Below are 16,222 nucleotides of genomic sequence, written 5' to 3' on the forward strand. Positions count from 1 at the left end.
TTAGGGACTGTAAAAGTGGAAAAGCACCACTTTTTCAGTTCCCATGCGAGTAGGCGCTGGAGCTGGACAACTTGCCCGAAGGTGCAAAAACTTATGCTTACCTTTTAAGAAAAGCGCAAGCGCCTATGGTCACGAGCGTAGGGCAGTGCCTCTTTCTCTACAAGCATCGCAACGTTGTTTATCCGTCCATCAGGCAAATCGCCACGTCCTGTGGCATACCAATATTAGGACGTACAATTCCTACCGCAAAGCCTGTAGTGGACTTTCACAACCAAGTTATAGCCCATGCTGGGCGAACCAAAAAATCCTCCACAATAATATTTGTGGAGGATTTATATGTGATTTGATATATTAGCTAACTTTATGTTCAATTCTTAATTTATCAGCAACCATCGCAATAAATTCCGAATTTGTAGGTTTTGCTTTAGTTACGCTAACGGTATAACCAAACATTTTAGAGATTGACTCAATATTTCCACGGCTCCAGGCAACTTCAATGGCATGACGGATGGCACGCTCTACACGGCTTGCTGTTGTATTATATTTCTTTGCAATATCCGGGTAAAGAACTTTAGTAATTGACCCAAGGAGTTCAATATCGTTATATACCATCGTAATAGCTTCCCTTAAGTACATATAGCCTTTTATATGGGCAGGGACACCTATTTCATGAATAATACTAGTTATACTGGCATCTAGATTTAACGGCTTATTTTCTTTGCGAATGACTGAAGATGTTGACGATGTTTTTACATAAGAAGATGTTTTTCCACTTACGTCCCTAATTTTGTTCATTAAAGTATCCATATCAAATGGCTTTAGCACATAATAAGAGGCTCCAAGTTCTACAGCTTTTTTTGTTACATCTTCTTGACCAAATGCTGTTAACATAATAATATTAGGCCGTTTAGCCAACTGTCTTTCATTAAATTTTTCTAATACTGCAAGCCCGTCTAAATGAGGCATAATGATATCAAGAATAAGGACATCCGGCTCTTTATCCTCCACAAGCTGTAAACATTCCTGACCGTTAAAGGCCTTTCCCACAACCTCCATATCCGTTTGAGAATTAATATAATCCTCTAATAACATTACTAATTCACGATTATCGTCTGCAACACACACTTTTACGTTTTCCACAAGTTGTTCCTCCCACTCTTTATATTTATCGTCTTTCACATATTCGACAATGTGAATTGAATTCCTTTTAATATTTTTATTTTTTCTAAAAAAACATAGTTTTTCTTTAGTTTTTTTTCATTTACTCCCGTTTTCGACCATGTTCGATTTTAAACAACAACTTAAACTTTCTTTTGTCGAAAAATCTTTATCTGTTTTCATTGTACTATAATTATCAAAAAATGGAAGTTTTTTTACTGAATGGGTAAAAACTTTTCAAATAAAAAAAGACGAGATTAACTCGCCTTTTCTTCTTCGCCATATATATCAATACCTGCTTCTTGTAACATCCATTCAATGTGACATCCATATCCACTTGTTGGGTCATTAACAAAAACATGTGTCACTGCACCGATAATTCGGTCATTCTGTATAATCGGACTACCACTCATCCCTTGAACAATACCACCAGTAGCTTCAATCAGATCATCATCTGTAACTTTTATGACCATCCCTTTAGTAGCAGGAAACTTCTGTTCCGTACTACTAATTATTTCAATATCAAACCGTTTTACTTCGTCTCCTTCAACAACCGTAAGAATTTGTGCAGGTCCCTCTTCTACTTGGTGAGATAAACCAACTTCCATTGGTTTGATGCCTTCATTATTTTCTAAATGATCATGAAGTGTACCAAATATACCGAACGAACTGTTCTTGGTAATGTCACCTAATACTTTACGGTCATTAGAGAATCTTGCCAGTTTTTCACCTGGTTCCCCGGTCATCCCTTTTTCTATAGAAGTTACTTTTGAGCTTACAATCTCTCCAGTATCCACTTCAATTGGTTTTCGTGTATCCATATCTGATATTACATGGCCTAATGCACCATATTTTTTTGAACCTGGTTCATAAAATGTCAGTGTCCCCACACCTGCTGCTGAATCTCGAATATACAAACCTAAACGAAATGATTGATCACCTTTTCCTTTTACAGGCAATAACTCTTTTTCGTAAAATTCCCCATCTCGTTTTACTTCAACTTTAATTGGTTTATTCGTCTCTCCTGATTCTTGAACAACGGGATTAATATCAGTCATTTCTTCTATTTTTACCCCGTTCATCTTTGTAATCATGTCCCCAACGTCAATCCCTGCCACTTCACCTGGTGATACGCTGCCATCTGACGTATCCACTAAATGATGACCAACGACTAAAACACCATCAGTCTGAACTCTTACACCTATTGATTGACCTCCTGGGATAACTTTTAGATCAGGAATAACGGTAACATCCATTGATTTTAAGGGGAAACCACCTATACCAAATTGGACGGAAGTCTTGTTAGCCCCAAGTCCTTTTAATACGGTCTCTCCTTTATTGGTTGATACTTCAATAGATGAATCATCAGATGCAAGTGCTGGTATTGCAGTTGGTAAACTGTATTCTTGTCCTTCAAAAACCACAAGATTATGTGGTATTTGAACGAATTGCTGAACCGGAGGATAAAAAGCAGCGGAGAACAGTAACACAAGGAGAATTACACCAATACATTTTCTTAAGATATTTTTACTCAAGCCCATTCACTCTCCTCGTCTCTAACCTACACCTCCACCATGGCTGTACTACTAATTTAGCCTTGAACGGCATCATTTATAACAGGCAGAGAAGAAAAAAGCTAACCTTATTTGGTTAGCTTTTCTTATACATGTAAGTAAAAACAAATAGGAACATCAAAGTTTAAACATTTTATTTCATACTTTTGGCTTGCTCCAGCAATTCTTCCGCATGTTTCTTTGTTAAATCAGTAATTTCTACACCAGAGATCATTCTGCTAATTTCTTCAATTTGTTCTTCCTTATTCATTGCCTTTACCACTGTAGCAACACGTCCATCCACCTGTTCCTTTGAAATAAACAAATGAGTATCAGCCATGGCAGCCACTTGTGGTAAATGGGTGATACATAGCACTTGAGAACCAATGGATATTTGATGTATTTTCTCCGCAATAGCCTGAGCTACTCGACCGCTAACCCCAGTATCCACTTCGTCAAATATAAGTGCTGTTACCCCTTCATGATCCGCTAAAATCGTCTTTAGCGCTAGTATCATTCTAGAAATTTCTCCTCCAGAAGCAACTTTTGCTAAAGGCTTAAGAGGTTCACCTTTATTTGTGGCAACCATAAATGATATATTCTCCAAACCATATTTACCTATCGAAAGGCGGTTATTAATGTTCATTAAATCATCAAGGCTTATTTCTGAATCTTCAAAATGAACTTCAAACTCTGTGTCTTTCATATAAAGGTTTTCAAGTTCTTTTTGGATCTCGGCTTTTAGTCTTATGGCTTCCTTTTTTCTTATCTCAGTTAAGTGTTTTCCTTCAACAAAGAGGTCATTTGCAATGATTTCCAGTTCTTTAATCCATTGATGAAGTCGTTCATCACGGTTTTTTAATGTATCAATTTCTTCTTCCACTCTTGAACAATATTCCAATATTTCATTGACAGAATTGCCGTATTTACGTTTCAGTTGATTAATTTCACTTATTCTTGCTTCTATTTCATTTAATCGTTCTGGATCAAATTCAATTTTTTCATAATAATCCCGCAATGAAAATGCCAGTTCTTCTAGTATATAGTAACTGTTTGAAATGGTTTCTTTTAAAGGTAGAAGGTCCTCATCAATAGCCGCTGCTTCTTCGAGCTGATTCATAGCTACCATTGTCCATTCTAATCCCCTATTTTCTCCATAGAGTGCCTGATAAGCATGATGGACAGATTTATATAAATCTTCTCCGTAATCGAGTCGTCTCTTCTCTTCCAATAATTGAGAATCCTCATTAGGTTCTAGTTCTGCATCGATAATCTCCTGAAATTGATATTGGATGAGATCGAGTCTTTGAGCTATTTCCTGTTCATTCTCTGTTAGCTGTGTCAGCTTTTGCCTTTTTTTACGATAAGCACGATATAACTCCTCATATTCACATTTCGCCGACTTGATCGATTCACCTGCAAAACGGTCTAACAGGAATATATGCTTGTCCCCTTGTAATAAGTGTTGGTGTTCATGCTGCCCATGTATATCAACGAGCATTTGTCCGATTTGACGCAGTGTTGCTAACGTTACTAATTTACCGTTAATCCTGCATATACTTTTTCCTTGCGTAGTAATTTCCCGTTTTAAAATAACCGTATCATCTTCATCATATTCAATACCAATTTCCCGAAAAAGCAGGCTTAATTCTTCTGAATTATTTACCGAAAACAATCCCTCTATTTCCGCCCGTTTACTCCCGTGTCTAACGAAGTCTACAGATCCTCTTCCTCCTATAAGTTGTCCAATTGCATCGATAATAATTGACTTACCTGCACCTGTTTCACCCGTAAGAACGGTCAATCCCTCATCAAATGAAATTGTAATATTATCAATAATTGCGAAGTTACGGATTGAGAGCTCCATTAACAATGGTCTTCACATCCTTTACGATGATAGTTATAGCATTTCTAAAAAGCGTTCACTAATTTTTTCTGTTTGTGTTTTTTCACGGCAAATAATTAAAATTGTATCATCCCCACAAATGGTACCCATTACTTCATTCCAATCTAAATTATCAATTAATGCTCCTACTGCGTTGGCATTACCTGGGAGCGTTTTCATAACAATTAAATTATCTGTATGATCAATGGAAACAAAACAATCCATTAATGATCGTTTTAATTTCTGTAAGGGATTAAAACGTTGATCCGCTGGTAAACTGTATTTATACCTTCCATCCATCATTGGAACTTTTACAAGGTGGAGTTCCTTTATATCTCGGCTTACCGTAGCCTGAGTAACATTAAAACCTAAATTCCTTAAATGATCTACTAAATCATCTTGCGTCTCTACTTCATTGTTCGTGATGATTTCCCTGATTTTAATATGTCTTTGACCCTTGTTCATTTGTAGTCCTCCGTTTTATCGTTCTCTCGATTTATTCTACTTCGATAATAAACGATTTTTTATATTTATACAATTACCACTTTATTTTTTATTTTGGCAAAAAGAAAAGAGACGAGGAAAATCATTCGTCTCTTTACTATTTTCCTCATCTCACTTTTCACGATGGGATTCCATTACTATCGAATAAATATCATTCGTCTTGCAAAAATCAGAATCAGATTCTGTGTTTTCTAAGTACATTAAAAACTCTATGTTCCCTTCACCACCACGAATTGGGGATGGTATTAAACCTTTCACGGTAAAGCCCACTTTTTCTGCGAAAGGAATGATGGTTTGAAGAACACTTTGATGTATCATCGGATCACGAATGATTCCTTTCTTTCCAACCTCATTTTTTCCCGCTTCGAATTGAGGTTTTATTAAAGCGGAGACATGACCACCATTTTTTAAGATTTTTTTCAGTGGAGGTAAGATTAGCTTCAGTGAAATAAAGGAAACATCGATCGTTGCAAAGTCAGGTGTCCCTTTAGCAAAATCCTCTGGATTTGCATGTCGGAAATTCGTACGCTCCATCACGATCACTCGATCATCTTGTCGTAACTTCCATGCAAGTTGATTGTAACCAACATCAAGAGCATAAACAAGTTTAGCACCATTCTGTAAAGCACAATCAGTAAAGCCACCGGTGGATGCCCCAATATCAAGGACAATTAAATCCTTTAAGTTAATGCTAAAGGCTTCGATCGCCTTGGCTAATTTAAGTCCTCCTCGACTAACATAAGGAATAACTTGACCTTTCACTTCAAGGTGGCTACCGATCTTCACTTTTGTTCCAGGCTTATCAACACGATCACCATCTGCATAGACTAACCCTGCCATTATCGTTCGTTTTGCTTTTTCCCTTGTTTCCACAAGACCTTTTTCAACAATTAGAACATCAATTCTCTCTTTTTTGTCCATTAGTTAAGCTCGCTGCCTCTTTCTAGGAACAATTTCATTAACCCGTTGAACCAGTTCATCGGATGTAAGTCCAATTTCTTCCAACAAGCTAGACACACTTCCATGTTCTATAAAACGATCGGGAATTCCCATACGTTCCACAAACATAGAATGGTGATTGTTGTCATGGAAGAATTCTAACACCGCACTTCCAAATCCCCCTTGAATAGCTGCTTCTTCTAAAGTAATTATTTTACGGTTTTCATTTGCCAATCCTGTAAGTAACTCTTCATCCAACGGTTTTATGGAGCGAGCATTAATGACTTCCAAATGAATTCCTTCCTTTTCTAGCCTTTCAGCCGCTTCCATTGCCACAGGAATCATTGTACCAAAAGTTAATACTGATAAATCTGTACCTTGTTTTAAAACTTCCCACTTCCCGATTGGGAGTTGTTTTAATGTATCATCCATTTTAATACCAAAACCATTACCACGTGGATACCTGACGGCAATAGGACCATCATCATAAGATACTGCAGTATAAACCATATGCTGCAACTCATTTTCATCCTTTGGCATTAAAATCTTCATGTTTGGAAGATGTCTTAAGTAGTTAATGTCAAATACCCCTTGATGTGTTTCCCCATCGGCTCCGACTAAACCAGCACGATCGATGGCAAAAAATACGTTCAAATTTTGACGGCAAACATCGTGGACAACTTGATCATACGCCCTTTGTAAAAAAGTGGAATATACAGCAAATACTGGTTTTAAACCTTGGGTTGCCAAACCAGCCGCCATTGTTGTTGCATGTTGTTCGGCAATTCCCACATCAAACATACGATCAGGAAATTCCTTGGCGAAGAGATCCAATTTTGTTCCACCGGGCATCGCTGCTGTCAAAGCTACAACTCGTTCGTCCTGCCTGGCAATCTTTTTTAAAGTATCCGCAAATACTCCACTGTAACTCGGTGGACCTGGCTTCTTCACAACTTCTCCAGACTCCATCTTATATGGACCTAAACCATGCCAAGTTCCTTTTGCATCATTCTCTGCAGGTGCATAGCCTTTTCCTTTTTTTGTGATTACATGAATAAGGACAGGTCCTTTTGTTTTCTTAGCATATTTTAAGTTCGTATTTAGGTCATCTAAATCATGACCATCCACAGGACCTAAATAAGTGAATCCCAATTCTTCGAAGAACATACCAGAAACAAGTAAGTACTTAAGACTGTCCTTTACCCGTTCTGCAGTCGCTGCCAATCTCCCACCAAAAGCTGGAATTTTCTTAATTAGCATTTCTAATTCCTCTTTAGCTTTTTGGTACTTCCCAGCAGTTCTTAATCTTCCTAGTACACTATGAAGAGCTCCAACATTGGGGGCTATGGACATTTCATTGTCATTTAAAACAACAATCAAATCCTTTTGCTCATGACCGATATGATTAAGCGCTTCCAATGCCATACCTCCGGTCAAGGCGCCGTCCCCTATAATGGCGACAATATTCTCTTCTCCTCCTTTAATATCACGCGCTGCGGCCATTCCCATCGCAGCAGATAAGGAGGTGGAGCTATGCCCTGTTTCCCATACATCATGTTTGCTCTCCGACCTCTTTGGAAAACCACATAATCCTTTATACTGTCTTAACTGATCAAATTGGTCTGCACGGCCAGTTAGTATTTTGTGAACATATGCTTGATGTCCCACATCCCACAGGAATTTGTCCTTCGGGCTCTCAAATAATTGATGTAAAATTAATGTTAATTCTACAACACCCAAATTGGGACCTAAATGTCCACCAGTAACTGATAATTTTGCAATTAAAAAATCGCGAATCTCCTGTGCAAGGTCTTCCAATTCGGTTTTGCTGCATTTCTTTAAAAAGGATGGATCTTTAATGCTAGACAAATCCAAGAAAAACCCTCACTTTCGTTTATTATTATTTCCGTTCTTTTTACGTTTCTTACCATTAAATATGGTTAATTTCAATTTTACCTCTAAAAAGTAAAATAATCTACCCACATGATAGATGATTTGCGTAGAATACTGAATTGCTAGAGTTTTGCCTACTGATTTTCCTCCTACTGTCAGTGCTGCTACAATACTGGTAAATAATATAGAAATTAGAAACTGGAAAGTAGTGCCTTCCTCATATCCCAATTGCATGGAAAATCTTATCACAACATATGCAGATGCTGTTCCACTTACGATACCTGCAATATCTCCAATGACATCATTACAAAAATTTGCAAATCGGTCCGCATTTCTTGTGATCTGAACGGCATGCTTTGCCCCAGGGAGTTTTTCAGCTGCCATGGCATGAAATGGTTTTTCGTTTGCTGCTGTCGCTGCTACTCCAATCGTATCAAAAAGCACTCCCAAAAGTACAATTATGATAACGATAAACATCCCCATTGACCAAGATACACCACTGAGTATTGCTGTTGAGACAATCGCAAAAAGAGCCGCTAACACTAGGGTTATCACGGCTATTATAAAACTCCAATGTAAAGATTTCTTTATCGATTCTTTCATATTAAAATCGTATCCTATCTTTTCCAAAGTAAAATGGAATCGGCATCTGTTAATATATTCTATGAAAAAATCAGATGCCTTTCGCTTATATGTATTCCGAGTGGTCATTTAAAGAGTAAAAACTGCGTCTTAGGTCCAGTAGGTTTTCCCAATTAGGTGCCGCAGCGTCGCCGCTGTGACGGTTTCCCATTAAACCTAACTTGACGTTGTCGCCAATCGTCAGACTGGATTACCACTTAGCACGCACTATAATCCCCTTTAAATGTCCTAAAGTAGAACAGTCTAGGAGTTTTCCTCAACAGTTCCTAACCACTTTCTATCCTCTTTTGCAGAGTAGATTTCATGTGGATGATTGCTGTTACAACCTAGCATCCATAATCCCCTCTAACTCCACTCAAGGCAGGCTACGCTGCTCACAAGTTCCCCAACTTGCATTGCAGGTTCATACCTTTCATGTTCGCTTACGCGGGAACGCTCACTTCATGAAAGGCCTCCGCGGTGCAGGGTCCTCGCCCACATGCCATTGTGGATCGCCCTACTACCTTTACTCCCAATGATGACCCAAGGCTGGGCGCCTCAAGCCACAACTAGGAACTTCATCGATGTGCCCTTTAACGGATTTTTAGGCCCGTTTTCAAAAATGGAGAACTGACTAGAATACTGCACCACTCGGTAGAAATATATTATAACATGACTAATTTTAGGGATACAACGGGAACCTTTTCAAAATTGGTATAATATTTCCTCAGGTGGGAATTCAGTTTGACCTAGCCCCGACATATTCTGTGATCTCCAGTAATAATGTATGATTTATATCCAATTCATATAAGCATTTTTTAGCTGCTGATAAATGGAATTGTAGTTTATCTTTGGCGTTTTCCATTCCTAAGATTCTAGGATACGTACTTTTATCATTTCCCTCATCACTTCCAACCGGTTTACCAATCGTTTCCTCGTCCCCTTCCACATCTAGAATGTCATCTTTTATTTGAAACGCTAGTCCCAAATGCTTAGCAAAGGTTCCGAGGGCATGGACTACCTCCTCAGTGGCTTTTCCTAAGATCGCACCTGATTCCACTGATACTGCAAGTAAATCACCAGTCTTATGATGATGAATTTCCTGTAATTCTTCTACAGATAAAAGTTTACCTTCCCCTTCTAAATCGGCCACCTGCCCACCAACCATACCTTCTGGACCTGCTGCTTTGGAAATACATTGGATCAGCTTTATTTTAGTAATATCATCCACCGATTTTAGGGAAGAAATAATTTGAAAGCTTTGGGTTAAAAGACCATCTCCTGCCAAAATAGCCATAGCCTCACCAAATACTTTGTGATTTGTTGGTAACCCCCGCCTTAAATCATCATCATCCATTGCAGGCAAATCGTCGTGGATAAGGGAATAAGTATGAATCATTTCAATAGCACAAGCCACTTCATAACCAAGGTGAAATGGTTTTTGAAAAGCATGGAGAGTTGCTAAAAGGAGCATTGGTCTTAACCTTTTCCCACCTGCTCTTAAAGAATATTCCATTGCTTTTTTAAGGGAGGATGGTGCTTCCAGGTTCTCAATAAAATGAGGTAACCTATCGTCTATTTGGCGCTTCTCCTGATCTAAAAACTGTTGTAAGGACAATGTATTCACTTCGATTGCTCCTCTACTGTAAATGGTTTTATCTCTCCATCTTCTGATAGTACCTGTGTCATTTGTTTCTCAACATGCTGCAATCTGTCATGACAGTATTTTGATAATTTCATTCCTTCTTGAAACATGGTGATAGCCTCTTCTAATGGGACATCCCCTTCTTCTAATTTTCCCACAACTGCTTCTAGTTTTTCCATTGCTTTTTCAAAGGTTAGTTCCGTCATCTTTTCACTCATCCTTATCACTCCAATTTACATTTGGAATTTCCTCATATTTATGTCCTGTTACATCACACATTAAATAACCATCTTGCATACGAATTGTAACAGCTTCCTTGTCCTGTACATCAGAAACCTTTTTAACCAATTGATTATTCGGGTTATAAACAAGACTATATCCCCTATCCATCATATTTAACGGACTAAGAACTTTCAGTTTTGACAACAAGTGGGAAAACTCCGTTTGTTTATTACCTTTCAACTGGGTCATCGTCTTCATTAATGAGTCAGACATGTTTTTATATCTTGTCTTTTCTGATTCCAATTTAACATGAGGATGTACCCGTGAAAGTCGGGTAATTACCTCACGATGCTGATCCTGTTTTCGTTCAATGGCACGGACGGTTTCTTTTCGTAATGACTCTACTAATCGATCTAAATCTTGTTCTTTTTGTTCTACTAATTGCTTCGGGTACCGAAACGCATAAGACTTCTGTAAATAATTTAGTTTATCTTTGTGAACCTGACAGGAAGCCTGCATTGCCCTCATGATCCGATGTTTCCGTTCTTGTACACCTCTTCGTAATTCTCCAATATCTGGTACCGCTAGTTCTGCTGCTGCTGTAGGCGTAGGTGCCCTTAAATCGGCAACAAAATCACTGATGGTTATATCTGTCTCGTGACCAACTGCTGAGATCACAGGAATAACGGAATGAAAAATTGCCTCTGCCACGATTTGTTCGTTAAACGCCCATAATTCCTCTAGTGAACCTCCACCTCGCCCTACAATTAATACATCGAATCCTGCTTCATTTGCCTGTTTGATTGCTCGAGATATGGAAGGTGCCGCTTCAGGTCCCTGTACAAGAACGGGAAGTAAAGTAACTCTAGCAATAGGAAATCTCCTCTCAATGGTCGTAATGATATCCCGAACCGCTGCACCAGTGGGTGATGTTATTACTCCAATTGAGTTTGGTATAAGGGGAATCTCTTTCTTGCTTGTCTCGGAAAAATACCCTGCCATCTCTAGCTTTCTCTTTAACTCTTCATAGGCAAGATAAAGATTACCAATACCATCAGGCTGCATTTCTTTTACATATATTTGATATTGGCCATTAGGTTCATAGACTGAGATATCTCCTCTAATAAAGACACTCATACCATTTTCCGGGCGGAATTTTAAATACTTGTTATTTCCGGCAAACATAACCGCACTGATCCTGGATCGGTCATCCTTTAAAGTGAAATACATATGTCCTCGACTATGATGATTGAAATTGGAAATTTCCGCCCTTAACCAAAGGTTTTGTAAATAGGAATCATTATTTAAAAGGTGCTTTATTCTCCTGTTTAAATCACTAACAGACATAAAATCTTGATTCATATGGAAAACCCCTTATTTTAACGAACGTTTGGCAGAAATAATCGTATTATGTAGCAGCATGGTTATTGTCATCGGACCCACTCCCCCAGGGACAGGTGTAATATAAGATGCCACATCTTTCGCCTGTTCGAAATCTACATCTCCAACTAGCTTACCTTCATCATTTCGATTAACACCCACATCAATCACAACAGCCCCATCTTTTATGTATTCAGCATTAAGAAAATGGGCCTTTCCCACTGCCACTACTAAAATATCTGCATTTAAGGTATATTCTTTCATATTTTTCGTTCTAGAATGACAATAGGTTACTGTGGCATTTTCATTTAAGAGAAGTTGTCCAACTGGTTTGCCCACAATATTGCTTCTTCCAACGACGACCACGTGTTTACCCTCTATGGAAATATTCTTTGATTTAATCATTTCAACAATACCGTATGGGGTACAAGGGAGAAAAGCTTCCTGACCAGTCATCATCCTTCCGATATTGATGGGATGAAACCCATCCACATCTTTCTTTGGATCAATAGCTTCAATTACCGCTTCTTCTGAGATATGATCTGGCAATGGAAGTTGAACGAGGATTCCATGAATATGTTCCGCATTATTCAGTGCATTAATTTTTAATAACAACTCTTCTTCCGATGTTGTAACCGGTAAGGTGTCAAGTTCTGAATGTATCCCTATCTCGTGACAAGATTTCTGTTTTGAACGTACATAAGATTGGGATGCTGGATCATCTCCAATTAATATAACAGCTAATCCAGGTGTAACTCCCTTTGCTTTTAATTCATCCACTTCTACTTTCATTTGCTCTCTTTTTTCTTTGGCCAATTCTTTTCCTGAGATAATTATTGCTGACACGAGTATTCCCCCTTAACGTTTTCGTCTCTATCAAATAAACTTCATTTCGTTTCTAAAATTTTTGCTATTTTGGATAAGACACCATTAACAAATTTACCTGGTTCCTCTTCTCCTGTGAACCCTTTGGCAAGGTCAATGGCTTCATTAATAGAAACATTTACAGGTATATCATCCAGCCAATTCATTTCATACGTTGACATTCTTAAAATAGCCCTGTCCACCCTTGAGATTCTCGAAATGGCCCAATGTTCTAGTGCCTGTTTTAACAATTCATCTATTTCTGTTATATGCTCCAATGTCCCATGAACTAATTGAGAGAGAAATTCCGTTTTCTGTTCCCCTTCTTCTAAAACCGTTTCTATTGCCTCATCTGGATCTACTGCTGTCATCTCCACTTGATAAAGAGATTGAACTGCTTTTATTCGTGCAACTCGTCGATTCATCAATAAACGTCTCCTTTGACTACTTTACTATCTATTGTTTCCATACATTGTTGATGATAGCACAACTTTTCAATGGTTTACAAAAACAAATATGAAAAAAGCCAAAGGAAATCCTTTGGCTAAGCACCTTGCTCTTTCTTCGATTGTTCTGGGTCATTTTTTTGTTCTAACTGAACCCCAACAACATGTACATTCACCTGAGTTAATTGAATGGCAGTCATATTGTTTAAAGTCTGAAAAATATTTTCCTGTATTTTTTTACAAACATCAGGTATAGAAACTCCGTAATTCGTAACAACATAAGCATCTACTACAATTCCATCTTCGGTCAACTCCACTTTAACACCTTTACCATGTAGACTTTTTCTGCCAAGGCGCTCAGCTACTCCAGAGGCGAAATTCCCTCTCATCGTACCTACGCCATCCACTTCAGAAGCTGCTAACCCTGCTATAACTTCGATAACTTCCGGTGATATTTCTACTTTTCCCAGTTCTTCCTTATCGTCAGCCATATGAATTAAATGATTTTCTTTCATGGTGTTCTCCTCCTTTTTAGAAGATCAATCCTCATTATCAGGCTTTAAAGGGTATTGTTCCAAAAATTTCGTATTAAAATCACCACTGACAAATACTTCATGATCAAACAACCGCATGTGGAATGGAATCGTTGTTTCCACACCTTCGATGACAAACTCTCCTAAAGCACGTTTCATCTTTGCAATTGCTTCATCCCTTGTTTCTCCATAGGTAATTAACTTTGCAACCATAGAATCATAGTATGGAGAAATAACATAACCTGGAAATACGGCACTGTCTACCCGCACACCAAATCCGCCTGGTGGTAAGTACATTTCAACCCTTCCAGGAGAAGGCATAAAATTTTTGTCAGGGTTTTCTGCATTTATACGACATTCAATGGACCATCCTTTAAAAGTAACTTCCTCTTGAGTATAGGAAAGCTTTTGTCCAGACGCAACTAAAATCTGCTCTTTTATTAAATCTATTCCTGTTACCATTTCTGTTACAGGGTGCTCCACTTGAATTCTCGTATTCATTTCCATGAAATAAAACGTATTATTCCGATGATCAAATATAAATTCAATCGTACCTGCACCAACATAATCAACCGCTTCTGCCGCTCGCACTGCCGCTTCTCCCATGGCTTGGCGCGTCTTCTCATCTAACGCTGGGGATGGGGTTTCTTCTACTAACTTTTGCAATCTCCGCTGAATGGTACAATCCCTTTCACCAAGATGAATGACATTGCCGTGTGTGTCTGCCAGGACCTGTATTTCCACGTGACGGAAATCCTCAATATATTTTTCGAGATACACTCCAGCATTTCCAAAGTTAGCTTTTGCTTCTTTCTGTGTAACGGAGATTCCTTTTCTCAGTTCCGCCTCATTTAACGCCACCCGAATTCCTTTTCCACCACCGCCAGCAGTTGCTTTAATAATGACTGGATATCCTATATCTTGTGCAATTCGTACTCCTTCTTCCACAGAATCAATAATACCTTCTGATCCTGGAACGACTGGAACACCTGCTTTTTTCATCGTCGTTCTTGCAACGTCTTTCGTCCCCATTTGGTTGATAGCATCTGGTCCAGGCCCGATAAACGTTATATTGCATGCGGCACAGATCTCTGCAAAGTCCGCATTTTCTGCCAGGAATCCATAGCCTGGGTGAATGGCATCCACTTCCGTTAACGTTGCAACACTCATAATGTTTGTGAAGTTTAAATAGCTGTCAGTGGAGGACGTCGGCCCTATACAATATGCTTCATCTGCTAAACGAACATGTAACGCATCACTATCTGCCGTAGAAAAAACGGCTACTGTTTCAATATCTAGTTCTTTACAAGCTCTAATAATTCGAACAGCAATTTCTCCTCTGTTCGCAATAAGTACTTTTTTAATCATTTTTTCATCCCCTACTCAGGCTTGACCAAGAATAGTTCTTGACCATATTCCACCAACTGGCCATTTTCTACTAAAATTTCAACGACTTCACCTTTGACTTCGGCTTCAATTTCATTCATTAATTTCATCGCTTCCACAATACAAACGATCGAATCGTTTGCCACCTTGTCACCTAATTTCACATAAGGATCTGAATCAGGAGATGGGGCAGCATAAAACGTTCCAACCATTGGAGAAGTAATCGTATGAACATTGCCTCGAACTTCCGATGATGAGATATTGCCCTCTTGACCTGAACCTTCTGTCACAGTATTTACTGCCTTTGGTTGTGTATTTGTTACTTCTGTTACAACAGGGGCAGATACTTGCTGTGGAGAATACTGTTCCCTTACCGCAGGTCCTTGTACTGTTTCTACTTGTTTTCTCATTGTAATTTTAGAACCATTTTGTTCATACTTAAATTCGTTAATAGTGGAATCATCAATCAATTTAATTAATTCTCTAATTTCTTGAATCTTTAACATTTTAGTCACTCCTAACATGATAATAGGCTTTATCATATTTTTAATACTCATAAAAGTTAATTTATTTTTAGCATGTATTATGAGTTAGTCCTAAAAAATATGCTACATCAATTTCCCCAAAATGAAAACCTTTTTTTATTTTCCTTCGAAAGAATCTATCTACTATTTTCTACATTTTTTCAAGACCTAATCATTTTAAACTTGAAATTATTTCAATTATCTATTAATGGATTGGGAAATTAGGGGAATTTATAAACAACAAAAAGGTAACACAAATACCTTTTGCATTACCTTTCATCTCTTCTAATCATATTGCCTAGGATGTTTCCTTCTTCTTAATCTGTTACAATTTCGTTTTTATACTCTCTGAAAACAGGTATGTCCGATAAATTATCTGGTATTTTTCCCTTTTCCAGCAGAATAATTTTAACGATGTTTTTATTTCTAGCCATATGAAATTTATCACCATACTCATTTTCTTGCGTAAACCTCTTTAAGTTTTGATAATCCTCTTCCTGAATGGAAATTGGGTCATTATCTCCAGCACCCTCTTGACTTTGCTCATAACCAACTTCAAATTCCACAATTTGAATCTTGTCATTTTTCATGTTTCTCGTTTGTTCAAGGACCGCTTTTGCTCCTTCAGTCAGATCCGACCATTCCATGAGTCATCTCTCCCTTATCTAC

General features: G+C 38.2%; 16 protein-coding genes. All 16 read right to left on the minus strand.

The window, feature by feature from the left end; translation table 11 throughout:
• Window positions 1-351: 351 nt before the first annotated feature.
• Entirely contained in the window at window positions 352-1,140 is a 789-nt protein-coding gene (gene spo0A, locus KS419_RS10600) for a sporulation transcription factor Spo0A (protein ID WP_217066381.1), read from the minus strand.
• Between the two features lie 275 nt (window positions 1,141-1,415).
• Window positions 1,416-2,693 (minus strand): SpoIVB peptidase, encoded by a 1,278-nt coding sequence (gene spoIVB / locus KS419_RS10605; RefSeq protein WP_425514153.1) that lies wholly within the window; start codon window positions 2,691-2,693, stop codon window positions 1,416-1,418.
• A gap of 172 nt (window positions 2,694-2,865) precedes the next feature.
• Entirely contained in the window at window positions 2,866-4,584 is a 1,719-nt protein-coding gene (recN, locus tag KS419_RS10610) for a DNA repair protein RecN (RefSeq protein ID WP_217066383.1), read from the minus strand.
• 27 nt (window positions 4,585-4,611) lie between these two features.
• Window positions 4,612-5,061, minus strand: a complete 450-nt coding sequence (gene ahrC, locus KS419_RS10615) for a transcriptional regulator AhrC/ArgR (protein WP_217066384.1) — start codon at window positions 5,059-5,061, stop codon at window positions 4,612-4,614.
• 150 nt (window positions 5,062-5,211) lie between these two features.
• Entirely contained in the window at window positions 5,212-6,021 is an 810-nt protein-coding gene (locus KS419_RS10620; protein ID WP_217066385.1) for a TlyA family RNA methyltransferase, read from the minus strand.
• Between the two features lie 3 nt (window positions 6,022-6,024).
• Entirely contained in the window at window positions 6,025-7,914 is a 1,890-nt protein-coding gene (dxs, locus tag KS419_RS10625; RefSeq protein WP_217066386.1) for a 1-deoxy-D-xylulose-5-phosphate synthase, read from the minus strand.
• 9 nt (window positions 7,915-7,923) lie between these two features.
• The gene (locus KS419_RS10630) at window positions 7,924-8,535 is read right to left on the minus strand and encodes a CNNM metal transporter family protein (RefSeq protein ID WP_217066387.1); all 612 of its coding nucleotides are present in this window, start codon (window positions 8,533-8,535) and stop codon (window positions 7,924-7,926) included.
• 757 nt (window positions 8,536-9,292) lie between these two features.
• Window positions 9,293-10,180, minus strand: coding sequence for a polyprenyl synthetase family protein (locus KS419_RS10635; RefSeq protein WP_217066388.1), 888 nt, complete (start codon window positions 10,178-10,180; stop codon window positions 9,293-9,295).
• Window positions 10,177-10,416, minus strand: a complete 240-nt coding sequence (locus tag KS419_RS10640) for an exodeoxyribonuclease VII small subunit (RefSeq protein WP_217066389.1) — start codon at window positions 10,414-10,416, stop codon at window positions 10,177-10,179. The genes KS419_RS10635 and KS419_RS10640 overlap by 4 nt, the downstream gene beginning before the upstream one ends.
• Window positions 10,409-11,782, minus strand: a complete 1,374-nt coding sequence (xseA, locus tag KS419_RS10645) for an exodeoxyribonuclease VII large subunit (RefSeq protein ID WP_217066390.1) — start codon at window positions 11,780-11,782, stop codon at window positions 10,409-10,411. The genes KS419_RS10640 and xseA overlap by 8 nt, the downstream gene beginning before the upstream one ends.
• A gap of 12 nt (window positions 11,783-11,794) precedes the next feature.
• Window positions 11,795-12,646, minus strand: a complete 852-nt coding sequence (folD, locus tag KS419_RS10650) for a bifunctional methylenetetrahydrofolate dehydrogenase/methenyltetrahydrofolate cyclohydrolase FolD (protein WP_217066391.1) — start codon at window positions 12,644-12,646, stop codon at window positions 11,795-11,797.
• Between the two features lie 41 nt (window positions 12,647-12,687).
• Window positions 12,688-13,089 carry a transcription antitermination factor NusB gene (nusB, locus tag KS419_RS10655; RefSeq protein ID WP_217066392.1) on the minus strand — a complete coding sequence of 134 codons (402 nt, stop codon included), beginning with the start codon at window positions 13,087-13,089 and terminating at the stop codon, window positions 12,688-12,690.
• 119 nt (window positions 13,090-13,208) lie between these two features.
• The gene (locus tag KS419_RS10660; RefSeq protein ID WP_217066393.1) at window positions 13,209-13,625 is read right to left on the minus strand and encodes an Asp23/Gls24 family envelope stress response protein; all 417 of its coding nucleotides are present in this window, start codon (window positions 13,623-13,625) and stop codon (window positions 13,209-13,211) included.
• Window positions 13,626-13,649: 24 nt separating this feature from the next.
• Entirely contained in the window at window positions 13,650-15,011 is a 1,362-nt protein-coding gene (gene accC / locus KS419_RS10665; RefSeq protein ID WP_217066394.1) for an acetyl-CoA carboxylase biotin carboxylase subunit, read from the minus strand.
• 11 nt (window positions 15,012-15,022) lie between these two features.
• Window positions 15,023-15,535 carry an acetyl-CoA carboxylase biotin carboxyl carrier protein gene (gene accB / locus KS419_RS10670; RefSeq protein ID WP_217066395.1) on the minus strand — a complete coding sequence of 171 codons (513 nt, stop codon included), beginning with the start codon at window positions 15,533-15,535 and terminating at the stop codon, window positions 15,023-15,025.
• A gap of 335 nt (window positions 15,536-15,870) precedes the next feature.
• Window positions 15,871-16,200, minus strand: coding sequence for a hypothetical protein (locus KS419_RS10675; protein ID WP_217066396.1), 330 nt, complete (start codon window positions 16,198-16,200; stop codon window positions 15,871-15,873).
• Between the last annotated feature and the right edge of the window lie 22 nt (window positions 16,201-16,222).

The organism is Evansella tamaricis (assembly GCF_019042215.1).
GTDB classification, from domain to species: Bacteria; Bacillota; Bacilli; order Bacillales; family Salisediminibacteriaceae; genus Evansella; species Evansella tamaricis.

Excerpts from the sequence above, each read along its gene's own strand:
- KS419_RS10620 (WP_217066385.1), bottom strand. The coding sequence starts at position 6,021 with ATGGACAAAAAAGAGAGAATTGATGTTCTAATTGTTGAAAAAGGTCTT.
- ahrC (WP_217066384.1), bottom strand. The coding sequence starts at position 5,061 with ATGAACAAGGGTCAAAGACATATTAAAATCAGGGAAATCATCACGAAC.
- KS419_RS10675 (WP_217066396.1), bottom strand. The coding sequence starts at position 16,200 with ATGGAATGGTCGGATCTGACTGAAGGAGCAAAAGCGGTCCTTGAACAA.
- accB (WP_217066395.1), bottom strand. The coding sequence starts at position 15,535 with ATGTTAAAGATTCAAGAAATTAGAGAATTAATTAAATTGATTGATGAT.
- nusB (WP_217066392.1), bottom strand. The coding sequence starts at position 13,089 with ATGAATCGACGAGTTGCACGAATAAAAGCAGTTCAATCTCTTTATCAA.
- KS419_RS10640 (WP_217066389.1), bottom strand. The coding sequence starts at position 10,416 with ATGAGTGAAAAGATGACGGAACTAACCTTTGAAAAAGCAATGGAAAAA.
- KS419_RS10660 (WP_217066393.1), bottom strand. The coding sequence starts at position 13,625 with ATGAAAGAAAATCATTTAATTCATATGGCTGACGATAAGGAAGAACTG.
- accC (WP_217066394.1), bottom strand. The coding sequence starts at position 15,011 with ATGATTAAAAAAGTACTTATTGCGAACAGAGGAGAAATTGCTGTTCGA.
- KS419_RS10630 (WP_217066387.1), bottom strand. The coding sequence starts at position 8,535 with ATGAAAGAATCGATAAAGAAATCTTTACATTGGAGTTTTATAATAGCC.
- xseA (WP_217066390.1), bottom strand. The coding sequence starts at position 11,782 with ATGAATCAAGATTTTATGTCTGTTAGTGATTTAAACAGGAGAATAAAG.